The sequence below is a fragment of the Thioclava sp. F36-7 genome, assembly GCF_002020075.1.
GTDB classification, from domain to species: domain Bacteria; phylum Pseudomonadota; class Alphaproteobacteria; order Rhodobacterales; family Rhodobacteraceae; genus Thioclava; species Thioclava sediminum.
In genome coordinates, this window is record NZ_MPZR01000007.1 from 112768 (window position 1) to 134991 (window position 22224).

The 22224-nt window shown below is 62.5% G+C and carries 22 protein-coding genes; 17 read left to right on the forward strand and 5 right to left on the reverse strand.

Translation table 11 applies throughout. From position 1 onward, the window contains the following. Positions 1-119 precede the first annotated feature (119 nt). From dprA to BMI89_RS14160, 4 genes are all read left to right on the forward strand, one after another. Positions 120-1250 (forward strand): DNA-processing protein DprA, encoded by a 1131-nt coding sequence (gene dprA / locus BMI89_RS14145; RefSeq protein ID WP_078571435.1) that lies wholly within the window; start codon positions 120-122, stop codon positions 1248-1250. A gap of 103 nt (positions 1251-1353) precedes the next feature. Next, positions 1354-3957, forward strand: a complete 2604-nt coding sequence (gene topA / locus BMI89_RS14150) for a type I DNA topoisomerase (protein WP_078571437.1) — start codon at positions 1354-1356, stop codon at positions 3955-3957. Positions 3958-4190: 233 nt separating this feature from the next. Further along, the gene (locus tag BMI89_RS14155; protein WP_078521876.1) at positions 4191-4895 is read left to right on the forward strand and encodes a CoA transferase subunit A; all 705 of its coding nucleotides are present in this window, start codon (positions 4191-4193) and stop codon (positions 4893-4895) included. Positions 4896-4898: 3 nt separating this feature from the next. Further along, entirely contained in the window at positions 4899-5528 is a 630-nt protein-coding gene (locus BMI89_RS14160) for a CoA transferase subunit B (protein WP_078521878.1), read from the forward strand. Between the two features lie 36 nt (positions 5529-5564). Here BMI89_RS14160 and BMI89_RS14165 read toward each other — a convergent pair whose 3' ends face one another. Beyond that, entirely contained in the window at positions 5565-6455 is an 891-nt protein-coding gene (locus BMI89_RS14165; protein ID WP_078571438.1) for a lytic transglycosylase domain-containing protein, read from the reverse strand. A 353-nt stretch (positions 6456-6808) separates the two neighbouring features. Between BMI89_RS14165 and BMI89_RS14170 the strand changes: the two genes are divergently transcribed. The 13 genes from BMI89_RS14170 to BMI89_RS14230 all read left to right on the forward strand — a co-directional run bounded on the left by BMI89_RS14170 (position 6809) and on the right by BMI89_RS14230 (position 19131). Beyond that, positions 6809-7054: a hypothetical protein gene (locus tag BMI89_RS14170; RefSeq protein WP_078540234.1), complete on the forward strand. Its 246-nt coding sequence runs from the start codon at positions 6809-6811 to the stop codon at positions 7052-7054. 177 nt (positions 7055-7231) lie between these two features. Next, positions 7232-7462, forward strand: coding sequence for a hypothetical protein (locus BMI89_RS14175; protein ID WP_078571440.1), 231 nt, complete (start codon positions 7232-7234; stop codon positions 7460-7462). Positions 7463-7568: 106 nt separating this feature from the next. After that, a complete protein-coding gene (gene cpaB / locus BMI89_RS14180; RefSeq protein WP_078571441.1) occupies positions 7569-8438 on the forward strand; it encodes a Flp pilus assembly protein CpaB in 870 nt (289 codons plus the stop codon). Positions 8439-8648: 210 nt separating this feature from the next. Further along, positions 8649-10040, forward strand: coding sequence for a type II and III secretion system protein family protein (locus tag BMI89_RS14185; protein WP_078521886.1), 1392 nt, complete (start codon positions 8649-8651; stop codon positions 10038-10040). Between the two features lie 17 nt (positions 10041-10057). Beyond that, a complete protein-coding gene (locus BMI89_RS14190) occupies positions 10058-10702 on the forward strand; it encodes an OmpA family protein (protein ID WP_143593915.1) in 645 nt (214 codons plus the stop codon). Positions 10703-10963: 261 nt separating this feature from the next. Then, complete coding sequence (locus BMI89_RS14195) at positions 10964-12232, forward strand: AAA family ATPase (protein ID WP_078571445.1); 1269 nt, start codon at positions 10964-10966, stop codon at positions 12230-12232. Between the two features lie 19 nt (positions 12233-12251). After that, a complete protein-coding gene (locus BMI89_RS14200) occupies positions 12252-13709 on the forward strand; it encodes a CpaF family protein (protein ID WP_078571446.1) in 1458 nt (485 codons plus the stop codon). Positions 13710-13721: 12 nt separating this feature from the next. Beyond that, positions 13722-14681, forward strand: coding sequence for a type II secretion system F family protein (locus tag BMI89_RS14205; protein WP_078521894.1), 960 nt, complete (start codon positions 13722-13724; stop codon positions 14679-14681). Positions 14682-14691: 10 nt separating this feature from the next. Then, positions 14692-15699, forward strand: a complete 1008-nt coding sequence (locus tag BMI89_RS14210) for a type II secretion system F family protein (RefSeq protein WP_078571448.1) — start codon at positions 14692-14694, stop codon at positions 15697-15699. Positions 15700-15703: 4 nt separating this feature from the next. Then, entirely contained in the window at positions 15704-16273 is a 570-nt protein-coding gene (locus tag BMI89_RS14215; protein WP_078571449.1) for a tetratricopeptide repeat protein, read from the forward strand. Between the two features lie 27 nt (positions 16274-16300). After that, on the forward strand, positions 16301-17173 hold the full coding sequence (locus tag BMI89_RS14220) for a hypothetical protein (protein ID WP_078521900.1): 873 nt from the start codon (positions 16301-16303) through the stop codon (positions 17171-17173). Positions 17174-17177: 4 nt separating this feature from the next. Further along, entirely contained in the window at positions 17178-17678 is a 501-nt protein-coding gene (locus tag BMI89_RS14225; RefSeq protein ID WP_078540242.1) for a prepilin peptidase, read from the forward strand. Positions 17679-17820: 142 nt separating this feature from the next. Then, complete coding sequence (locus BMI89_RS14230) at positions 17821-19131, forward strand: ATPase (protein WP_078521903.1); 1311 nt, start codon at positions 17821-17823, stop codon at positions 19129-19131. Positions 19132-19136: 5 nt separating this feature from the next. Here BMI89_RS14230 and BMI89_RS14235 read toward each other — a convergent pair whose 3' ends face one another. The 4 genes from BMI89_RS14235 to BMI89_RS14250 form a co-directional block, all read right to left on the reverse strand. After that, positions 19137-19991: a LytTR family DNA-binding domain-containing protein gene (locus tag BMI89_RS14235; RefSeq protein WP_078571450.1), complete on the reverse strand. Its 855-nt coding sequence runs from the start codon at positions 19989-19991 to the stop codon at positions 19137-19139. 105 nt (positions 19992-20096) lie between these two features. Next, on the reverse strand, positions 20097-20999 hold the full coding sequence (folD, locus tag BMI89_RS14240; RefSeq protein WP_078545214.1) for a bifunctional methylenetetrahydrofolate dehydrogenase/methenyltetrahydrofolate cyclohydrolase FolD: 903 nt from the start codon (positions 20997-20999) through the stop codon (positions 20097-20099). Positions 21000-21011: 12 nt separating this feature from the next. After that, positions 21012-21890: a bifunctional 5,10-methylenetetrahydrofolate dehydrogenase/5,10-methenyltetrahydrofolate cyclohydrolase gene (locus BMI89_RS14245; protein WP_078521908.1), complete on the reverse strand. Its 879-nt coding sequence runs from the start codon at positions 21888-21890 to the stop codon at positions 21012-21014. Beyond that, entirely contained in the window at positions 21871-22191 is a 321-nt protein-coding gene (locus BMI89_RS14250; RefSeq protein WP_078521910.1) for a chorismate mutase, read from the reverse strand. The genes BMI89_RS14245 and BMI89_RS14250 overlap by 20 nt, the downstream gene beginning before the upstream one ends. Between the last annotated feature and the right edge of the window lie 33 nt (positions 22192-22224).

The following is a 22224-nucleotide window of genomic DNA, read 5'->3' on the forward strand; positions in this document are numbered from 1 at the left end:
CAAAAATCTGCAACCAAAACGTGAAAAATTTATTCCAAACCCGTCGCGATACGGGTTTTGGTAACGAGTTATTAAGACTAACGCGGCAGAAAGGGTGGGCGATTGAGGCGGAGGGCCGGATGGAAACAGATTTGTTTTCTTACCCCACCCCCTTCACCCCACCCACCACGGAAGAAGATGAACTGCCGGTTCTTCGCCTCATTCGTTCCCGACGTGTCGGACCCACAACCTTCCACAGATTGATCGGTGAACATGGCTCCGCGGCGGCAGCGCTCGCGGCTCTGCCCGAAGTGGCGCGCGCGGCGGGCGTCGCCGATTACACTCCCTGCCCCGAGAAACAGGCCCGCGCCGAGATCAAGGCGGGCAAGGCGGCTGGCGCTCGGCTGTTGATCCATGGCGGGCCGGGTTACCCCACTGCGCTCGCCGAGATCGACGACGCGCCGCCCGTGCTCTGGGCGCTCGGTCAGCTGGAATTGCTCACCCGCCCGATGATCGCACTGGTCGGCGCGCGCAATGCCTCTTCGCTGGGGCTGCGCATGGCGAAGCGGTTGAGCGAAGGTCTCGGAGAGGCGGGCATCTGCGTGGTCTCCGGGCTGGCGCGCGGGATCGACGCCGCCGCCCATGAGGCCGCCCTGCCCACGGGCACGATCGCGGTGCAGGCGGGCGGGATCGATGTGATCTATCCGCAGGAGAACACGGCCCTTGCCCAGCAAGTGGCCGAGACCGGGCTGCGGCTGACCGAAGCTCCGCCCGGCACCCAGCCGCAGGCACGCCACTTCCCCGCACGCAACCGGATCATCTCGGGGCTGAGCGCAGGCGTCGTCGTGGTCGAAGCGGCGCTGAAATCGGGCAGCCTGATCACAGCGCGCGACGCGCTCGATCAGGGGCGCGAGGTCATGGCCGTGCCGGGCCATCCGATGGACGGGCGCGCGGGCGGCTGCAATGCGCTGATCCGCGACGGAGCGACCTTGGTGCGCGGGTCCGAGGATGTGCTGGCGGCGCTGAACGCCCGCGCGGCGCCACCCGACCCGCACCCTGCGCCAAAACCTCCGCCAACGCGCCGCGCCGTGAAAAGCGGCGATCTCGGCGCGAAGATCCTCGAACGGCTCGGCCCGTCCCCCACCGCCGAGGATCAGGTGATCCGCGATCTCGACGTGCCCGCGGCGGCCTTCTCGCAAGCCCTCACCGCGCTCGAAATCGAAGGCCGGATAGAGCGGCATCGCGGCGGCCTGATCAGCCGTCCGCTCTAAGGGGGGAAGGGATTACCTCAGGGTCAGGACGCATTGACAATTCGCCCCAAACGCCCACATGTTCCGCGCCCAGACCCTTTTTGCACTGAATAGTGAGGACCTTATGGCTGTTGTTGTCGTCGAATCCCCTGCCAAGGCCAAGACGATCAACAAGTATCTAGGGTCTGACTACACCGTTCTCGCCTCCTTCGGCCACGTCCGTGACCTGCCTCCGAAAGACGGCTCGGTCGATCCCGAGCACGATTTCGATATGAAATGGGAAGTCGCGAGCGACTCGAAAAAGCACATCAAGGCGATCACCGACGCGCTGAAAGATGACGACACGCTGATCCTCGCAACTGACCCCGATCGCGAAGGCGAAGCGATCTCGTGGCACCTGCAGGAAGCGCTGGAGAAGAAGCTCAAGGGCAAGAACGTCTCCCGCGTCACCTTCAACGCGATCACCAAGACCGCAATCCTCGAGGCGATGAAGCATCCGCGCGATGTCGATGCGCCGCTGGTCGAGGCCTATCTGGCCCGCCGCGCGCTCGACTACCTCGTGGGCTTCAACCTCTCGCCGGTCCTGTGGCGCAAGCTGCCCGGCGCGAAATCGGCGGGCCGCGTGCAGTCCGTCTGCCTGCGTCTCATCGTCGAGCGCGAGATGGAGATCGAAGCCTTTAAGCCGCGCGAATACTGGACGGTGAAGGTGATCCTGACGACGCCGCGCGGTCAGGAATACGAGGCGCGCCTGTCGGTTCTGGGCGGCAAGAAGCTCGAGAAATACGACCTCGAGAACGAGACCGCGGCCGAGATGGCGGTGCAGGCGATCACGTCGCGCGACCTCAGCGTGACCTCGGTCGAGGCGAAACCCGCCAATCGCAACCCCTACCCGCCCTTCATGACCTCGACGCTGCAGCAGGAAGCCAGCCGCAAGTTCGGCTTCGGGGCACGCGCCACGATGTCGGCGGCGCAGCGTCTCTATGAAGCGGGTCACATCACCTATATGCGGACCGACGGCATCGACATGGCCCCCGAGGCCGTGATGCAGGCCCGCGATGCGATCAAGGACAAGTTCGGCGACAGCTACGTTCCGAAGTCCCCGCGGATGTACAAGAACAAGGCGAAGAACGCGCAAGAAGCGCACGAATGTATCCGCCCGACGGATATGTCGAAATCGCCCGACAAGCTGAAGCTCTCCGACGATCAGTGGAAGCTGTATGATCTGATCTGGAAGCGCACGATCGCGTCGCAGATGGAAGCGGCCCGGTTCGAGCGTACGACCGTTCTCGTCGGCTCCGGCGACGAGCAGGTCGAGCTGCGCGCGACCGGCTCCGTCGTCGTGTTCGACGGCTTCCTGAAAGTCTACGATCAGGGCCGCGACGATGACGAGGGCGAAGACAGCAACCGCCTGCCGCAGATTCATGAGGGCGAAGAGGCCAAGAAGGGCGACATCACGCCCGAGCAGCACTTCACCCAACCGCCGCCGCGCTACACCGAGGCGACGCTGGTCAAGCGGATGGAAGAGCTCGGCATCGGGCGCCCGTCCACCTATGCCTCGATCGTCACGACGATTCAGGACCGCGGCTATGTGCGCAAGGACAAGAACCGCCTTATGCCCGAGGATACCGGGCGGCTGGTGACGGCCTTCCTGTCGAATTACTTCAAGCGCTACGTCGAATACGATTTCACCGCCGATCTGGAAGACCAGCTCGACGATATCTCGGCCGGCGATCGCGACTATAAGGAAGTGCTCAAGCGGTTCTGGCGCGATTTCTCGGCGGCTCTGGAAGAGACGTCGGAGCTGCGTATCTCGGAAGTGCTCGACAAGATCGACGAGGTGCTCAGCCCTCATCTCTATCCGCCGCGTCCCGACGGGTCCGACCCGCGCATCTGCCCGCTTTGCGGCAGTGGCAAGCTGCACCTGAAGACCGCGCGCTCCGGCGGGGCCTTCATCGGCTGCGGCAACTACCCCGAATGCCGCTTCACCCGGCCCCTCTCCGCGCCCGATGGCGATGACGAGGTGCAGGCACTCGACGGCAAGGTACTGGGCTATGACGAGGATCAGGCGATCACGCTGCGCGTCGGTCGTTTCGGCCCCTACGTCCAGAAGGGCGAGCCGACCGAGGATGTGCCCAAGCCGCCGCGGGCCTCGCTGCCCAAGGGCTGGAAGCCCGAAGAGATCGACCTCGAGAAAGCGCTGCTGCTCTTGAGCCTGCCGCGCGAGATCGGCCCGCACCCGGAAGATGGCGAGCTGGTCGAGGCCGGGATCGGGCGCTACGGGCCCTACGTCAAGAAGGGCCGGATCTACGCGAACCTCCCCGAGGTCGACGAGGTCTTCACCATCGGCATGAACCGCGCCGTGGAAGTGATCGCCCAGAAAGCCGCCAAGGGCGGGCGTGGCGCTGCCGCGAAGCCACTCAAGGAGCTGGGCGAACACCCCGAGGGCGGCCCGATCGCGGTCATGCCGGGGCGCTACGGGCCTTACGTCAAATGGGGCAAGATCAACGCGACCCTGCCGAAAGAGCTGGAACCGGAATCCGTCACGCTCGAAGACGCGCTTCCGCTGATCGAGGCGAAAGCGGCGAAGAAGGGCGGCACGAAGAAGAAAGCCGCGCCGAAGAAGACGGCCGCGAAAAAGCCCGCTGCAAAGAAACCGGCCGCCAAGAAGACCGCCGCGAAGAAACCTGCGGCGAAAAAGACTGCAGCCAAAAAATCAGACGAGGAGTGAGGCGCCCGCGCGCCCCTTCCTCTTGGTAAAAATATCCCGGGGGAGCGCGATAGCGCGGGGGCGGAGCCCCCTCTCACTTAAGCCTTGTCGCCCTACGGCGACGGGGACAGAGCCCCCTCCCCCGGTCTATTTACGCGTGAAGTTGATCCTGGCACCCGCCTTCGCCGCATCGCAGCAATTGACTCCCCCCCGCCCCGGCGTCATCTTCACGCGCACATGAGCGGAGGATATCCATGAACAAGATTTACGGTTCCGCGGAAGAGGCCCTGGACGGGCTTCTTTTCGACGGAATGCTAATCGCGGCAGGCGGCTTCGGCCTTTGCGGCATCCCCGAAATGCTGATCGACGCGCTGGTCGAGAGCAAGGTCAAGGACATCACGGTCGCGTCGAACAACTGCGGCGTGGACGGGTTCGGCCTCGGCAAGCTGCTCGATACCAAGCAGATCAAGAAGATGATGTCGTCCTACGTGGGCGAGAACGCGGAATTCATGCGCCAGTATCTGAGCGGCGAGCTCGAGCTGGAATTCAACCCGCAGGGCACGCTGGCAGAGCGCATGCGCGCCGCCGGCCACGGCATCCCCGGCTTCTACACCAAGACCGGCTACGGCACGCAGATCGCCGAGGGTAAAGAGGTGAAGGTGTTCAACGGCGAGCACTACATCCTCGAAGAGGGCATCTTCGCCGACGTCTCCATCGTGAAGGCGTGGAAAGCCGACGAGACCGGCAATGCGATCTTCCGCAAGACGGCGCGCAACTTCAATCCGCCGGCGGCGATGTGCGGCAAGGTCTGCGTGATGGAAGTCGAAGAGATCGTGCCCGTGGGCTCGCTCGACCCCGACTGCATCCACCTGCCCGGCATCTACGTGCACCGCCTGATCCAGGGCGAGCACGAGAAGCGCATCGAGAAAGTCACCACCCGCGAAAAGAAGGAGGCCTGACCCATGGCATGGGATAGAAATCAGATGGCCGCCCGCGCGGCGCAGGAGCTCGAAGACGGCACCTATGTGAACCTCGGCATCGGCATCCCGACGCTGGTCCCGAACTTCATCCCCGAGGGCGTGCACGTCACGCTGCAATCGGAGAACGGCATGCTCGGCATGGGTCCGTTCCCCTATGAGGGCGAAGAGGATCCCGACCTGATCAACGCTGGCAAGCAGACGATCACCGAACTGCCCAACACGGTCTATTTCGACAGCTCGATGAGCTTCGGCATGATCCGCGGCGGCAAGATCGCGATGGCGATCCTCGGCGCGATGGAAGTTGCCGAGAATGGCGATCTGGCGAACTGGATGATCCCCGGCAAGTTGGTGAAGGGCATGGGCGGTGCGATGGACCTCGTGGCGGGCGTGAAGCGCGTCATCGTCGTGATGGACCACACCAACAAGCATGGTGACAGCAAGCTGCTGAAGGAATGCACCCTGCCGCTGACCGGCACCGGCGTCGTCAACCGCATCATCACCAATCTCGGTGTGCTCGATGTGGTCGAGGGCGGGCTGAAGATCGTCGAATGCGCCGAGGGCGTCACCGAAGACGAAATCCGCGAAGCGACCGAGGCGACGATCGTCAACTGATCGCCTTCCATAGGCTAGAGACAGGAAGAGCGGCCCTCAGGGGCCGCTCTTTGCCATTTGGGTGACCTGGAAGACGCAGCCGTCGCTCACCAGCTGCGGGCGCGTCGCACAAAGCCCCCGCGCCACGTTCCACGCCGCCAGCACCTTCGGCACGTAGTCACGCGTCTCCGCATAGGGTGGCACGCCGTCATTCTTCTTCACCGCGTTCTCGCCCGCGTTATAGGCGGCGATGACCATCAGCGGATCGCGGTCGAATTCCTTCATAAGCCAATCGAGATAGCTCACCCCGCCCGCGATGTTCTGCGCGGGATCTTTGCTGTCGGCAACATCGAAGCGCTCGGCCGTGGCCGGGATCAACTGCATCAGCCCTACGGCACCCGCATGGCTTTGCGCGTCGAACCGCCCGCCCGACTCCACCGAGATCATCGCCAGCACCAGCGCGGGCGAAACTTCGGTTCCGATGGTGGAGCGCAGAATATCGGTGCCATGGGCGCGCGCGATCTTCGCGAGATCGTTGAGCCGCGGCTCGCGCACCCGTGTGCCCTTCGGCCCTTGCGACAGCGCGGAGATTGCCTGATCGAACCGACCCGCCCGCTCTCCAAGGCGCGGCGAGACCTTGTTCCAATACCACGCGTAATGCGCAGGCGCGCGCGGCGTGGGCGTAGAGGCCGGTGCATCGCCCGTCGCGCCGTCCTCTTTGGCAGGGGCTGTTTCCGGCTCCCAAGGCTGCTTCGCCATCGCGGCAAGCTGGCGCTTCTGCTCCTCGGGATCGATCTGGATCGTAATGAAGCGTTTGGTGCCGGGCGCAGGCGGCTTGACCATCTTGGGCTTCACGCTCTTGAAGACGGGGGCTGCAGGCTCGGCCCCCACGGGCGCGACCACAGCCACCATCGCACTGCAGAGAATCCCTGCGAAAACCTTGCGCATCTGCGCCACCTGCTCACTGCCTCACGCGGCTCTCGAGGGCCGCTTTCGCCCGACTATCCCTGAAAACCCGGAAAAATTCCAGAAAATCCGCCGTTTTCAGGCCGACGAATCGTGGTTTGGCGGCCGAAACTCGGACGCAAAATGCAAATCTCACAAAAAGTCAGATTTTTGTTTCCTAATTAACAATGACTTAGAGCCTTCGTCAGGCAGGATTTTCATTTTCGCGAAATCGCCTGCGATGCGCCCAAATCGCGCCACGTTCCGGGGGCCATATGTCCCCATACCGCGAGACGGAAACCGGCACGGACGCCAGCCGAGACCGCGGGGCAGAGACAAACCTTAGGAGAGACACCATGATGAAGTTTTTCAAAATCAAGAAGTTCCACGACGAAGAAGACGGCGCTGTGACCGTTGACTGGGTTGTGCTGACCGCTGCTGTTGTCGGCCTCGGCGCTGCTGCAATGGCGCTGATCCGTCAGGAAACCGGCGGCCTTTCGGGCAAGATCGCAAGCTATCTTGATACGGCCAAAGTCGAAAACAACTTCACTGCCGACGATCTGGCAGCTGGCGATGACGGCGTTAACGCCATTTCCAACTAATAATTGGAAATTTCGAAATCAAACACACGGGCCGCTCTTTAGCGGCCCGTTGCATTATTGAGAGCCTCAAAAATGGGCTGCTTGCTACCCTGTCAGCGGCGAAGTCGGATAAAGCGCCTTCGTCGACCCGATTGAGGTTTTGAATCCGAAATGTCTTACGCGTGGAGAGGGAACTAGATGAGCAATCGGTTCTGGGAATTGAAAGCCATGCTGTGCAACGAAGATGGCGCGGTCACGATCGACTGGGTGGTGCTGACATCGTCGCTCGTTGCTCTCGGTTTCACGGCGACGGTATTGATTTGGCAGGAGACTGGCAGGGCGTCTGGCAAAATCTCGGAACACATCGGCGAGCAACAGGTCGTACCGGCCTTTGCTGCGGAGGAAGTCAGTGAGGACAAGAGCGGCTGATTCCACGTCCAGACCTTTCATGCGCCAACGTTTCGCCATTTTCTTCTGCAATTAAACAACTGTCGTCGCGGTATTGTCGCCGTTCAGAAAACAGAAGGATGCACCAATGCGACTGATCTTTGTTCTCTTCCTCGTCGCGGGCGTCGGGCTCGCGGGGGTGGCGGTTATGATGGCGCAGGGTCAAATCGCTCAGTTCCAATCCGAGCGCGACCAATTGGTCGCTATGCAGAAGAATGCGCCGAAGCTCGCCGATGTCGTCGTTGTGCGGAAAGGTCTGAAATACGGAGAGCATTTCGGCCCAAAGGATCTCGTTATCGTCAAGATGCAGGCTAATGCGGTGCCCAAAAACGCCTTTACCGTTATCGCTGCGAAGCAAGGCACCCCGGAAGCCGCACGCGCCGCGTTTTTGGAGGGTGAAACCCGTGATCGGGCTTCGATGCGCTCTCTTGCGCCCGGCGAAATGCTGCTCGCCTCGCGTGTCACCCAACCAGGTGAGAACGCGGGTATCATGGCCAGCCTCCCTGACGGTCGTCGCGCATTTACCATTCAAGTCTCGTCGAGCTCAGCTGTGTCGGGCTTCCTGCGACCGGGCGACCTAGTCGATGTCTATTGGTCCGGCGAGATCGGCGGTGAGCCGGTGACCAAGCTGATCGACAGTAACCTGAAACTGATCGCGATTGATCAGAGCACTAATCCCGACCGTAGTAACGCCACCCAAATCGCCCGTTCGGTCACTGCCGAAGTCAGCCCCGAGCAGGTCGCGGCCCTGACACTCGCGCAGAACACCGGGCGCCTGACCCTCTCGCTCGTCGGCCTCGACAACAGCGCACAGCTTGGCCAGATCGAAATCAACCGTGACGAGCTGCTTGGTATCCAGAAGCAAGAGGCCAAGAAGGTAGAAAAAGCGCAGGTCTGCACGATCAAGACCCGCAAGGGCACGGAAGTCATCGAGACGCCGATCCCCTGCACCAACTAAATAAATGACAAATATCAGTCATTTGCGCGGGGTCCTACGGGGCCCCGCTTTTACATGTGACCGTTTATCCACATCAAGAACGGCGCTCAATCCATTGATTCTTGCAAAAAAACAGGTCTTGGCGCATTCTCCTTTGCAATAACGGACCAAAACAGTCCCTAAGCAGACAAAAGATTTGCGAGTGGCGTGATCGGAGAGGCAGGGTCACAGATGAAATTGAAAACCTTAATGCAGGCCTGCCTATGCGGCATGGCGCTGAGCGTCGCGGTAATGAGCCCGGCGCAAGCAGACACGTTGCGGATTCTGTCCGGGGCAACTCAAGCTCCGCTGACGGTTCCGTTGAACCGCGCGGTGGTCGTGGAAAGCGACACGCCGTTTTCGGAACTCTCGATCGCCAATCCCGGCATTGCCGACATCCAGACCCTTTCGGATCGCTCGATCTACGTGTTGGGCAAGGTGCCGGGCCGGACGACGCTGACGATCCTTGGCGCCGACGGCAAGCTGGTTTCGAATGTCGATGTTCAGGTGACCCCGGACCTCGCGGAGTTCAAGGAACGCCTCAAGCAGATTCTGCCCGGCGAGAACATTCAGGTGCGCACTGCGAATGACGGGATCGTCCTTTCGGGCACGGTCTCGTCGGCGCAGAAGCTCAGCCGCGCGCTGGAGCTGGCCAATCGCTACGCGCCGGACCGGGTGTCGAACCTGATGATGGTCGGCGGTACGCAGCAGGTGATGCTGAAAGTGCGCTTCGCAGAGATGCAGCGCTCGGTTGCCAAAAGCCTCAGCTCCTCGATCAATGCGGGGGTTGGGCCTCGCGGGACGTACGGGCAGGCCGGAGGCTACGGCGGGATCAATCTTGACGAGACGACCGCGCGCACCGGCACCTACGACAACGGAATCGGCCTTGGCCTCACCAGAGGCACGTTCCAGCTGGGCGTGCTGATCCAAGCGCTTGAAAACAAAGGTGTCGTACGCACCCTCGCGGAACCGAACCTGACCGCTCTTTCGGGCCAATCGGCAGACTTCCTCGCCGGTGGAGAATATCCGATCCCGGTGCTTAACAACGGCGATGTCTCGATCCAGTACAAACCATTCGGCGTCGAGATGTCCTTCACGCCGCGTGTGGTGGACGGTGACGTGATCAACCTAGAAATCGCCGCCTCGGTCTCCTCGATCGACACGGCGAACGGCTACACGAGCGGCACGTTCAACGTCAGCGCCTTCAAGAAACGCTCGACCTCGACCACGGTCGAGATGCGCGACGGCGAAAGCTTCGCGATCGCGGGCCTCCTTCAGGACGACTTCAACGATTCCGTGGGCCAGATTCCGTGGCTCGGCGATGTTCCGGTGCTCGGCGCGCTGTTCCGCTCGACCGAATTCGAACGCAAGCAATCCGAACTCGTGATCATCGTCACGCCGCATCTTGTCTCGCCCGTTAAGGGCGACACGCTGGCGCTGCCGACGGATCGCCTGAAGCCGCCAACCGAGTCCGAGCTGTTCCTCAACGGCAGAACCTCGGGCGGCAAAGCGCCGCAGAAAGGCCCTGCCGCGGAAGTCGCCAAGCAGGACTTCTCCGGCTCCTATGGCTATGTGATGGAGTGAGCGAGATGGCTGGAAACATGAAACTGCGCACTCTCGCACTCACCTTCGGCGCCGTGGCCGTACTGGCTGGCTGCACCGAAGGCACCCAGACCTTCAATTCCGAGGTTGGCTCGACCACGGAAGGATCGCTGGGCTTCGGCTCCGCCATCGCACAGAACCAAGCAATGATGAGCGGCGACAAAAGCTACGTCATCAATATGACGCGCAAGTTCGCCGCCGACGTGCCGAACACGGTGCATTTCGCCTTCAACTCTTCGGTGCTCGATGCGCAGGCGCGCAATGCACTGTCGCAGCAGGCGAACTGGATCCGGCAGAACCCGGAAGTGCGATTCCGCGTCTACGGACATACCGACCTTGTCGGCTCCAACGCTTATAACAAGGCTCTGGGGCTGCGCCGCGCGCGGGCGGTGGTGAATTTCCTCGTCTCGCAGGGCATCTCCCGCTCGCGGCTCGAGGCGCTCGTGTCCTACGGCGAAACGCATCCGCTGGTCTACACGCAGGCCCCGAACGAACAGAATCGTCGCACCGTCACCGAGGTCTCGGGTTTCGTGACCAAGGGCAAACCGATGTTGCTCGACGGCAAGTACGCGGCGGTGATCTATCGCGACTACATCGCCTCTGCAGCGGCCAGCAGCGGAGACAGTGGCGGCGGCGGCAACTAAGCCTCTGAAATTACTAACCTCGTCGCATTTTGCGGTAGAGAACATCTTTTGACGGCGGGCGCTTTCAACAAAGCCCGCCGTTTTTCTTTATCGTCTCTCTTTATCCCACAATTGAAACAGTCTGGCCCCAATGTCGCCCAGATTGGAAACGAGATTGATCCTCGACGGAATAGGCGCGTCCAGCGAGTCGCGTCCGGTCTGCGGCGTAGCAACAGAGTTAACCGAACCCCGCCGCGGGTCACGAAAAAGAGGACAGAGGCAATGACTGCAGCAGCTATCATGACTTCGGAGCCGGCCCCGATTCAGGCGTGCACCGTGTCACGCGATGTGTCGAATTTCGACCTGTTGATCGAGGATATGGAGACCGAGCTTGGTGAAAGCTGGGGCGACCTTACCTTTGACGAAGCGGCAATCTTCCTGAGCCAACCCGATGCGGAACACCTCGAGTTCATCGCGATTGCCGTGGATGGCGAAGACGAGGATGAGCTGACCAAGATCTCCGGCATCATCACCGAGGCGAAGGACCGTAATATTCGCGTCATCCTGATCGCCGACGAGGTCAGCCCGATCGCGCTGCATCAGCTGCTGCGCCTCGGGGCCGATGATTTCGTCCCCTACCCGCTTCCTGAAGGTGCGCTGCACGATGCGATCGAGCGTCTGGGCCAAGCTGCTCCGCCACCCGAGATGTCGGCCCCCATGCACGCCCCGACCTTCGCGGCGACCGGCAACCATGATGGTGTCGTTCTTCCGGTCCACGGCCTGTCCGGCGGTGTCGGCGCGAGCACCTTCGCGATGAACCTCGCCTGGGAAATGGCGACGATCCACGACGGCAAAAAGAAGAAGAAAGCGCCGTCGACCTCGCCGAAGGTCTGCCTGCTCGATCTCGACCTGCAATTCGGCGCTGCGGCGACCTATCTCGACCTGCCGCGCCGCGAGGTGATCTACGAGATGCTCGCCGATACCGAGCATATGGATAAGGAAACCTTCCGGCAGGCGATGCTTAGCTTCAACGACAAGCTCGATGTGCTAACCGCGCCGACCGACATGCTGCCGCTCGATCTGCTGAGCGGCGAGGATCTGGAGCGCCTGATCGACATGGCGCGCGCGCATTACGATTTCGTCGTGATCGACATGCCCTCGACCGTGGTCAGCTGGACCGAGACAGTGCTGAACAAGGCGCATCTCTACTTCGCGCTGATCGAACTGGACATGCGCTCGGCCCAAAACGTGCTGCGGATGCAGCGCGCGCTGAAATCCGAAGGGCTGCCGACCGAGAAGCTGCGCTACGTGCTCAACCGCGCACCGAAATTCACCGATCTGAACGGCAAGGCGCGCGTGAAGCGACTGGCCGAGAGCCTCGATATCTCGCTCGAACTGCTGATGAGCGATGGCGGCAAGCAGATCACGCAGGCCAACGACCACGGGCTTCCGCTGGCGCTCTCGGCGCCGAAAGTGCCGCTGCGCAAGGAATTCCAGAAGCTCGCCGGCTCGCTGGTGGAGCTGAACGAAGCCGTCGAAGCGGCCGCCTGACCCGAAAGGACACGTCCAGATGTTTTCGCGCTACAAGAAAGACGGGGCAAAGCCCACCAACGGCAAGGCCGCCCCCCCGCCGCCCGCGCCCGGTGCCGCCAAGCCGCCGCCGATCGACGCTGCGCCGAAAACGCAGGTGGTCCATCGCAAGATGGGCCCCGCGAAGGTCGCAGCCGACCCGGTGGCCGTCGACAAGGAGAAGAAGCGCAAGCAGCGCCTTCAGGAACTCAAGGTGGAGCTGCACAAGCGGCTGTTGGAGAACCTGAACCTTGCCGCGCTCGAGCACGCCTCCGAACGCGAACTGCGCGCAGAGATCGCCGACATCACCGCCGAGGCGATGACCGAGCTATCGGTCGCGCTGAACGCGCAGGACCGTCAGGCGCTGCAGCAGGAGCTTTACGACGAGGTCATGGGTCTCGGCCCGCTCGAGCCGCTGCTCAAGGACGAGACCGTCAACGATATTCTGGTCAACGGCCCGCAGCAGATCTTCATCGAACGCGATGGCAAGCTCGAACTGAGCGACATCACCTTCAAGGATGAACGCCACCTGCTGCGCATCATCGACAAGATCGTGTCGGCCGTGGGTCGTCGCGTCGATGAATCCAACCCTTACGTCGACGCCCGTCTCGCTGACGGCTCGCGTTTCAACGCGATGGTACCGCCGATCGCGGTGGACGGCTCGCTCGTCTCCATTCGTAAGTTCAAGAAGGACAAGCTCGGGATCGACGATCTCGTCAATTACGGCGCCTTCACCGAGGAAATGGCGGCCTATCTGCAAGCCGCGGTCGCGACGCGTCTCAACGTGATCGTCTCGGGCGGGACGGGTTCGGGTAAGACGACGACGCTCAACGCGCTGTCGTCCTTCATCGACAACGCCGAGCGCATTCTGACGATCGAGGACACGGCCGAACTTCAGCTGCAACAGACCCATGTGGGCCGGATGGAAAGCCGTCCGCCGAACGTCGAAGGCAAGGGCGCGGTCACGCAGCGCGACTGTCTCAGGAACGCGCTGCGGATGCGTCCCGACCGTATCATCGTTGGCGAAACGCGCGGCGAGGAAGTGATCGACATGTTGCAGGCCATGAACACCGGTCACGACGGGTCGATGACCACGATCCACGCGAACTCCGCCCGTGACGGCGTGGCGCGTCTGGAAAACATGATCTCGATGTCGGGCATCGAGATGCCGATGAAGGCGATGCGCAGCCAGATCGCGTCGGCTGTGAACCTTATCGTGCAGGCCTCGCGCCTGCAGGACGGCTCGCGCCGCATGGTCTCGGTGACGGAAGTCACCGGCATGGAAGGCGACGTGATCTCGATGCAGGAAGTCTTCCGCTACGAGCGTCTCGGCCTCGCCCCCGACGGCAAGATCATCGGGCGCTTCACCGCGACCGGCGTGCGCTCGCATTATTCCGATCGGTTCCGGCAATGGGGCTACGACCTGCCGGCTTCGATCTACGAACCCGTGCAGGACTAAGGACACCCCGCCATGGCGACCCCCATTATCTACCTGCTGATCTTCGTCGCAGTGCTACTGCTCGTCGAAGGCGTCTATCTACTGTTCTTCGGCAAGTCGATCTCGCTCAACAAGCGGGTCAATCGCCGCCTCGAGATGCTCAACAAGGGCGAGCGGCGCGAAGAGGTGCTGGAACGCCTGCGCAAGGAAGCGACGCAGCATAACGACGCGCGCTCGATCCCGCTTTATTCGCTGCTGGCCGACAAGGCGCAGAAGGGCAATATCGCCTTCTCGCCGATGGCCCTGATCGGCATCATGGCCTTCGCCTGTTTCGCGGCTTTCATCGCGCTCACGGTGGCCTCGCAGGCGGGACTCTTCATCCGTATTTTCCTCGCGCTCTTCATGGGCGTGGGCGGCGTGTTTTTCTGGGTCAGCTCGAAGGCCAAGAAGCGCATGGCGCTGATGGAGGAACAGCTTCCCGATGCGGTGGAACTGATGGTGCGCAGCTTGCGCGTGGGCCATCCGCTGGCCTCCGCGATTCAGGCGGTTGCACGCGAAATCCCCGATCCGATGGGCACCGAGTTCGGCATCATCGCCGATGAGGCCGCCTATGGGCGCAACGTGGCCGAGGCAATCTCGGAAATGGCCGAACGTCTGGATATGCAGGATCTGCGCTTCCTCGCGGTCGCCGTGTCGATCCAGCAGACCTCGGGCGGCAACCTCGCCGAAGTTCTCGAAGGCCTGTCGAAAGTCATCCGCTCGCGCTTCCGGCTGTTCCGTCGCGTGAAAGCGATCACCGCAGAGCCGCGCTGGTCGGGCATCTTTCTGTCGGCCTTCCCCGTCGTGGTGATGGTGATCATTCAGGTCGTCTCGCCCGATTATTACGACGAGGTGAAAACAACTGCCGCCTTCATTCCGGCCGCCATCGTGGTGTTCCTGCTGCTCGGCGCCAACGTGATCTTCATGAAGGTCATGACAACCATCAAGGTCTGAGGAGAGCCCAATGGATTTCGCTGCCATCAACCAGCTGCTGACCGATGCGCTCGGGCCGATGGGGCCGATGATCGCTCTGGCGGCGCTCGGCGGGCTTCTGGTGCTCGCCGCGATCCCTGCGCTCCTGAAGAAGCGCGAGGATCCGTTCGACAAAATTCGTGGGAAAGCCCCGCGCCAGCCGCGCCAGAATACCGGCGGCAACGCGGACAAAACGAACCAGAAGCTGCGCGATACCCAGAGCGACAAGCTGCAGAAATACTCGGCCTTCCTCGAGCCACAAAACGCCGAGGAACTGTCGGAGTCGCGAAAATGGCTGCAATCTGCCGGCTATCGCGGCCCGAATGCCGTGCGCACCTTCCACGCGGTCCAGTTCGCGGCGGGCATCGGCCTGCTCGCGCTCGGCTCGCTTTATGTCGTGCTCTACAACTCCGGCGCGCCCGAAGGGCAAAGCATGGGGATGCTGGGCACGGTGCTCTGGGTGCTCGGCCCCGGCGGCGTCGGCTATTACGGCCCGAAATATTGGGTGAACAAGCGCGTGAAAGCGCGCACTGACGAGATGCAGAACGGTTTCCCGGACTCGCTCGACATGCTGCTCGTCTGCGTCGAGGCTGGCCAATCTCTCGATCAGGGGATCATCCGGGTTTCGAAAGAGCTGAATAAATCCTACCCGGCCCTGTCGGAGGAATTCGCGATGGTCGCCCACGAGATCAAGGCCGGTCTCGACAAGTCGACCGTGCTGCGCAATTTCGGCGAACGCTCGGGCGTGCCGGATATCGCGAGCTTCGTGACCGTGATGATCCAGTCGCAGCAATTCGGCACCTCGATCGCCGAGGCCCTGCGCCTCTATGCCGCCGACATGCGCGACAAGCGGATCATGCGCGCCGAGGAAGCCGCCAACAAGATCCCGACCAAGATGACGCTGGGCACGATGATGTTCACCGTGCCGCCGCTTCTGATCATTCTTGTTGGCCCGTCGATCCATGATATGCTTGAGAACTTCAGGAATATGGGCATTTGACGGTATGACCCCAAAGCGCCGCGGCCTGATACTGGCCGCGCTGACAGTAAGCACACTGGCCGCCTGCAACCCGGGCGGCCTTTCGGCTGAGAAACGGGGCGCTTTCGCCCCCGGCACGAAACCCGGTGCGCAGGCAGTCGACGGGCTTCTCGTCGGTCATCGGCTGATGGAAGCGGGCGAATACGAACTTGCGCTCAAGGCCTATTACCGCGCGGCGGGCCAGCATGGCGCGACGGCGGAAATCCTCTCGGGCATCGGTTCGGCCGACCTGAAACTGGGACGCCTGAACCAAGCCGAACAGATGCTGCGCCGTGCGACCGAGGCCGATCAGACCTTCGTGCCGGCATGGAATAACCTTGGCGTCGTTCTGATGGAGCGCGGCAAATACGCCGAAGCCGCGCGCGTCTTCAAACTCGCCTTCGCGCTGGACAGTGGCCAATCGGACGCGATCAAGCAAAACCTCAAGCGGGCGCTCGCAAAAATAGAAGAGCCGGGTTACGCTGCGCCACAGGACAAGCAGTTCACGCTCGTCAGGAAAGGGGTCGGTGACTACCTGCTGCTGACGAAGCACTGAGGCTCGAGCAAAAAGGACGCAGGTAACATGCGCCACCCGATCTTTCTGGCAGCCTTGGCTGGCTGCGCGATGACTCTCTCCGGCTGTATGGGCAATAACAGCGACGCCGAAGTCGCCCGCGCGATGAAAAGCGTGAATGCCGTTGATGAGACCAACCTTACCGACATCATGCTGACGGTCGCCGATCCGAACGAGGCCGTGACCTATTTCACTCGGCTGTCCAACGACCATCCCGATCGGATCGACGCCAAGCGCGGCCTCGCGAAATCCCTGGTGCGCGCGCAAAAGCCCGTGCAGGCCGTGAAGGTCTGGCAAGAGGTTCTCACGATGCCGGGCGCGACCAATGACGACCGCGTGTCGCTGGCCGAGGCGCAGATCCGCTCCAATGACTGGTCCGGGGCGAAGGCCACGCTGAACACCGTGCCGCCGACCCATGAGACCTATGACCGCTACCGCCTCGAAGCGATGGTGGCCGATAGCGATAAACAGTGGAAGAAGGCCGACAGCTTCTACGAGACCGCGGCGGGCCTGACCACGAAGCCCGCGGGCATCTACAACAACTGGGGCTTCTCCAAGCTCAGCCGCGGCGATGCCGCAGGCGCCGAGAAGCTGTTCAAGGAAGCGCTCACCTACGATCCGACCCGCTTCACCACGAAGAACAACCTCGTGCTCGCGCGGGCCAGTCAGGGCAAATACGACCTGCCCGTGATCGACATGACCCAGACGGAGCGCGCGCAGCTTCTGTATACGGCGGGTTTGGCCGCAGTGAAGCGCGGCGACGTCAATATCGGCAAGACGCTGTTGCAAGACGCGATCGACACCAATCCGCAGTATTTCGCGGAGGCCGACCGGGCGCTTAAGGCGCTCGATCAGGGATCGTCGAGCGCGCTGAAAGGCTAAGAGGATGCTCGGTCTCGCCCCGCCGCTTTCGGCGCTGATCTTTCTGGTGCTGATCACCCCGGTTTGCGCCTGGGTGGTCTTCACCGACCTTAAATACATGAAGATCCGCAACAAGGCGGTGCTGGCGCTTCTGGTGATCTTCGCTTTCGCGGGGCCGTTCCTCTTGCCGATCGACGTCTATGCCTGGCGGTGGAGCCATGCGCTGGTCGTCTTCGTGATCGGTTACATCCTGAACCAGATCGCGCATTTCGGTGCGGGCGACGCGAAATTCGCAGCCGCCGCCGCGCCGTTTTTCTCGCATGAGCTGTTCGACGTGCAGCTGACGATGTTCCTGCTCTGCGCCTTCCTGCTCGCGGCCTTCGCCGCGCACCGGATCTTTCGCGCAATCCCGGCCGTGGTGAAGGCCACGCCCGATTGGGTGAGCTGGAAGCGCAAGGACTTCCCGATGGGGCTGGCGCTGGTCGGCACGCTCTGGGCGTATCTGCTGCTCGTGGCGCTGGGCTGATTGTTCAGCCTCCCGATCGGGTATCGCGGCGATTACCCGGTTTTTCCAACATTTGGCCACAATCACCGGCAAGATTGGCCCGGACCGATCTTAGCCCCCGCGCAGGACCAAAGCGGGGTGCACAGCCGAGAGGACGCGCCAGATGAACATGATGACCTCGAACGTCATCGCCCCGGCCCCGCCGCGCGCGCTGGAGGAAACCGGGCTGAACGTCGTGATGATGCGGGACATCCTGCTCAAGACGATGTTCCGCACCAATACGGACACGGCCTCTGCGCTGTCCAAGCTGGTCTGCCTGCCGATGACGATGGTGCAGGACCTGATCGACATGTGCCGCAAGCAGGGCCTGTTGGAGGCGATGGGCACGCTGCACGCCAATTCCGGCGGCGAGATGGGCTTCCAGCTATCCGACACCGGCAAGGCGCGCGCGCTCGATGCGCTGGCGCAGTCGGAATATTACGGCGCAATGCCGGTGCCGCTGACCGTCTATCGCGAACAGGTGAAGCGCCAGTCGATCCGCAACATCCAGCTGACCCGCCAGCAGCTTCTGGGCGCGATGGGCCACCTGATCCTGCCGCCCGACCTGATCGGCCAACTTGGCCCGGCGGTCTCCTCGGGGCGCTCAATCCTGATGTACGGCCCGCCCGGCAACGGGAAATCCTCGATCTCGAACGGCATCCGCGACGCGATCGGCGACAATATCTTCATCCCCCGCGCCATCGAATATGCGGGTCAGATCATCACCGTCTACGACCCGATCGTACACACCCCCGTTCCGGTCGAGGAAGACGACCCAACCTCGCTGCGCAAGCGCGGGATGCAGTTCGATCAGCGCTACGTCTATTGCGAGCGCCCGACCGTGATCACCGGCGGTGAACTTTCGCTCGACATGCTCGACCTGAAATACAATGCGACTGCGCGCACCTATACCGCGCCGCTGCAGTTCAAATCGGCTGGCGGGGTGTTCATCGTGGACGACCTTGGCCGTCAGGCCGAACCGCCGCAGAAGCTGGTGAACCGCTGGATCGTTCCGCTGGAAGAGAACCGCGATATCCTCTCGCTGCAATCGGGCGAGAAATTCGAGGTACCTTTCGACACGCTCGTGATCTTCTCGACCAACTTCCACCCGAACGAGATCTTCGATAAGGCGGCGCTGCGTCGTATCTTCTTCAAGATCAAGATCGACGGGCCGAACCAGTCCGACTATCTCAAGATTTTCCAGATGATGGCGAAGAAGCGCAACATGCCGCTCGACGAGAAGGCGCTGCTGCATCTGCTGAAGGTGAAGTACCCCACCATCGACAATATCTACGCGAATTATCAGCCGGTCTTCCTGATCGACCAGATGATCTCGATCTGCGAATTCGAGGGCATCCCCTATCAGATGACGCCGGAACTGGTGGATCGCGCCTGGGACAACATGTTCGTCAGAGACGAGGTGATCGTCCACTAAGGGCGTTACTGGGCGGCCATCCCATCTGCACCGGGCGCGCGGAACCGCGCCGCCTCGACCTGCGGCTGATAGGTGCGCGAGACAGGCACCTCTTCGCCATCGGCCATCTGCAGGAAGAGGCGCCCCTTCTCCTTGCGCATGCCGCGCACGGCATCTCGCGCCACCCAATGCGAGCGGTGGACCTGCAGGCCCGGCGCGCCCTCGGTCTCGGCAATCGCATCGGCAAGCCGGATCAGCAGGCTCGTCTCCCCCGCCTCGGTCACCACGTCGACATAGTGGTCATTCACCGCGAGGCGGATCAGCGGTGCGCGTAGGTCAGGCTCGAGCCGATAAAGCAAACGCGGCGTGGGCGAAGACAGAGCCCCCTTACCCGCTGCCTTCACGTCCCGGCGGGTCTCATTCGGCGCAGCGTCTACTGAAGCCTCCTGCGTCCGCTTCGGACGCCCCTGCTGAGGCGCCATCCAGTGCCGCAGGGTCGAGCCTGCCATCGAGAGGCCGAGGATATAGCCCGCCATGTGGAAGATCTCGAACCCCCGGAAGTTGGGCTTCGCCGCAAGTAGCAGGACGAGCAGGTAAAGCGGCACAGTCAGTACCAGAGCGGAAAGGCCGGCAAGCGTGGGCGCTTCGTAACGGAATCGGCGCAAACCCAGCTTCCGCCGCACAAAAATGCGGATCGCCGCGCCAATCAGGATGCCGACCGCGACACTGAGCGGCCAGAAAATCACGCGCGCACCGAGCGACATGGATTCGAGAGTGTTGAACGGTCCGGCGACGATGCCGAATAGCGATGCCACGACCCAGATCACCGGCAGAGCCGGGATCTTCAACGCCCGCCAGTATGTTTTCCAGAAACCTGCCATTGCCGTCACGCCCCAATGACGCTTGGGTAACGCAAGCGTTACGGTTCCGACAACGGCAAAGGCCGCTTACCCCACCCAACCTGTGGAAATCCTTACCTACCTTTGTCAGGCAGTCAAACCCTCAGGTTCGGGCAGATTGTTCGCGCGGCAGCACGCGGTCACGGTGTTGGCCAGAAGGCACGCGATGGTCATCGGACCGACGCCGCCCGGCACCGGGGTGATCGCGCCCGCAACCTCCTTGGCGCTGTCGAAATCGACATCGCCCACCAGCCGGGTCTTGCCCTCGCCCTTCTCGGGCGCGTCGATCCGGTTGATACCGACATCGATCACGGTCGCGCCGGGCTTCACCCAGTCGCCCGGGATCATGCGCGGGCGACCCACGGCGGCCACGAGGATATCGGCGCCCCGGCAGACATCAGCGAGATCCTTGGTGCGGCTATGAGCGATCGTGACGGTGCAGCTGTCGCGCAGCAGCAGCTGCGCCATCGGCTTGCCGACGATGTTCGAGCGGCCCACCACGACGGCATTCAGCCCCGAGAGGCTGCCCAGTTGGTCGCGCAGCATCATCAGGCAGCCCAACGGCGTGCAGGGCACCATCGACTTCTGCCCGGTGCCCAGAAGGCCGACATTGAGGATATGGAAGCCATCGACATCCTTCGCGGGGGTGATCGAGTTGATCACCTTCTCCTCGTCGATGTGATCGGGCAACGGCAGCTGCACGAGGATGCCATGCACCGCCGGATCGGCGTTGAGCTTCTCGACCAGAGCCAGCAGATCGGCCTCGGAGGTCTCGACGGGCAGCTTATGCTCGTAGGAGTTCATCCCAGCCTCGAGCGTCTGCTTGCCCTTGTTGCGGACATAGACCTGGCTGGCCGGGTCTTCGCCCACCAGAACCACCGCGAGGCCCGGCGTGATGCCATGTTCCTCTTGCAGCCGGGTGACATGCTCGGCCACTTTCTCGCGCACGCTCGCTGCGAAAGCCTTCCCGTCGATGATCGTCGCCGTCATTTCATTCCTCCGTCACTCCGCCGCCGCGAAGGTCGTGCGGTAATGGTCCATCTGCATGCGGGTCGCGCGGACCGCGTTGTTCATCAGCGTCGAGACCGTGACCGGCCCCACCCCGCCCGGCACCGGCGTGATCCAGCCCGCCACCTCGGCGCAACTGTCGAAATCGGCGTCGCCCACGGTGCGCCCCTCGACCCGGTTGATGCCGATATCGATCAGCGCCGCGCCGGGCTTGAGCATCTCGCCATGCACCAGCCCCGGCTTGCCCACCGCGACGAACACGGCATCGGCGGCGCGCGAATGCACCGAAACCTGCCGCGTCATGTGGTGGCACACGGTGACGGTGGCGCCGAGCCCCATCATCAGGAAGGCGATCGGCTTGCCCACGATCTCCGAGTGGCCGATCACACAGACATTGAGCCCTTCGGTCTGGAGCGGCAGGGATTTCAGGATCTCCACCGCCGCGACGGCGGTGCAGGGCCCCAGTTCCAGCTCGTTATAGACGATGTTGCCGATCGATGCGGGGTGCATCCCCTCCACGTCCTTGAGCGGATGAACGGCCTTCTGCAGAACCTTGACCGGGATATGCGCGGGCAGCGGGCGCTGGATGATGATGCCATTGACGCGCGGATCGGCGTTCAGACCGGCCAGCACGCCCTGAAGCTGTTCGAGGCTGATCGTCTCGGGGTAGTTGCGCACCTCGAAGGCCACGCCGGCTTTCTCGGCGTATTTCTTCTGGTTGCGCACATAGAGTTCGGCCGCTGCGACATCGCCGACCGAGATCGAGACGAGGCGCGGCGCCCAGCCTGCCTCCGAAAGCCTCTGTGCCTCGGCATAGGTCTCGTCCAGCTTGACCTGCGCAAGCGCCTTTCCGTCAATGATCGTGGCGCTCATCGGGGTCTCCCTTGCCCAGAACCTGTTCTTCCTGCGCGATGAAATGCTCGATCATCTCGCGCCACAGGCGGTCTGCGAGATCGGGATCGAGCCCGGCAGGACCGGCGGCGGCGCGTACCTTTGCCACCACATCCTCGACCCGGTCGGGGATGCGTGCGGGCCAGCCATTTCCCTGTTTGAGTTCCGCCGCACGGGCGATCAGCCGGGTGCGCGCACCGAGCATCTCGACCAGCTCCCGGTCGAGCGCATCGATGGCGACGCGCAGCTCTTCCATCGTGTGCAGGTCTGACGGAGATTTCATCGACAAGGCTCCCGGAACACTCGCGCCCCCTAT

Bases quoted from the DNA above. Each gene is read 5' to 3' on its own strand.
- dprA (WP_078571435.1), top strand. From the start codon at position 120: ATGGAAACAGATTTGTTTTCTTACCCCACCCCCTTCACCCCACCCACC.
- topA (WP_078571437.1), top strand. From the start codon at position 1,354: ATGGCTGTTGTTGTCGTCGAATCCCCTGCCAAGGCCAAGACGATCAAC.
- BMI89_RS14155 (WP_078521876.1), top strand. From the start codon at position 4,191: ATGAACAAGATTTACGGTTCCGCGGAAGAGGCCCTGGACGGGCTTCTT.
- BMI89_RS14160 (WP_078521878.1), top strand. From the start codon at position 4,899: ATGGCATGGGATAGAAATCAGATGGCCGCCCGCGCGGCGCAGGAGCTC.
- BMI89_RS14165 (WP_078571438.1), bottom strand. From the start codon at position 6,455: ATGCGCAAGGTTTTCGCAGGGATTCTCTGCAGTGCGATGGTGGCTGTG.
- BMI89_RS14170 (WP_078540234.1), top strand. From the start codon at position 6,809: ATGATGAAGTTTTTCAAAATCAAGAAGTTCCACGACGAAGAAGACGGC.
- BMI89_RS14175 (WP_078571440.1), top strand. From the start codon at position 7,232: ATGAGCAATCGGTTCTGGGAATTGAAAGCCATGCTGTGCAACGAAGAT.
- cpaB (WP_078571441.1), top strand. From the start codon at position 7,569: ATGCGACTGATCTTTGTTCTCTTCCTCGTCGCGGGCGTCGGGCTCGCG.
- BMI89_RS14185 (WP_078521886.1), top strand. From the start codon at position 8,649: ATGAAATTGAAAACCTTAATGCAGGCCTGCCTATGCGGCATGGCGCTG.
- BMI89_RS14190 (WP_143593915.1), top strand. From the start codon at position 10,058: ATGAAACTGCGCACTCTCGCACTCACCTTCGGCGCCGTGGCCGTACTG.
- BMI89_RS14195 (WP_078571445.1), top strand. From the start codon at position 10,964: ATGACTGCAGCAGCTATCATGACTTCGGAGCCGGCCCCGATTCAGGCG.
- BMI89_RS14200 (WP_078571446.1), top strand. From the start codon at position 12,252: ATGTTTTCGCGCTACAAGAAAGACGGGGCAAAGCCCACCAACGGCAAG.
- BMI89_RS14205 (WP_078521894.1), top strand. From the start codon at position 13,722: ATGGCGACCCCCATTATCTACCTGCTGATCTTCGTCGCAGTGCTACTG.
- BMI89_RS14210 (WP_078571448.1), top strand. From the start codon at position 14,692: ATGGATTTCGCTGCCATCAACCAGCTGCTGACCGATGCGCTCGGGCCG.
- BMI89_RS14215 (WP_078571449.1), top strand. From the start codon at position 15,704: ATGACCCCAAAGCGCCGCGGCCTGATACTGGCCGCGCTGACAGTAAGC.
- BMI89_RS14220 (WP_078521900.1), top strand. From the start codon at position 16,301: ATGCGCCACCCGATCTTTCTGGCAGCCTTGGCTGGCTGCGCGATGACT.
- BMI89_RS14225 (WP_078540242.1), top strand. From the start codon at position 17,178: ATGCTCGGTCTCGCCCCGCCGCTTTCGGCGCTGATCTTTCTGGTGCTG.
- BMI89_RS14230 (WP_078521903.1), top strand. From the start codon at position 17,821: ATGAACATGATGACCTCGAACGTCATCGCCCCGGCCCCGCCGCGCGCG.
- BMI89_RS14235 (WP_078571450.1), bottom strand. From the start codon at position 19,991: ATGGCAGGTTTCTGGAAAACATACTGGCGGGCGTTGAAGATCCCGGCT.
- folD (WP_078545214.1), bottom strand. From the start codon at position 20,999: ATGACGGCGACGATCATCGACGGGAAGGCTTTCGCAGCGAGCGTGCGC.
- BMI89_RS14245 (WP_078521908.1), bottom strand. From the start codon at position 21,890: ATGAGCGCCACGATCATTGACGGAAAGGCGCTTGCGCAGGTCAAGCTG.
- BMI89_RS14250 (WP_078521910.1), bottom strand. From the start codon at position 22,191: ATGAAATCTCCGTCAGACCTGCACACGATGGAAGAGCTGCGCGTCGCC.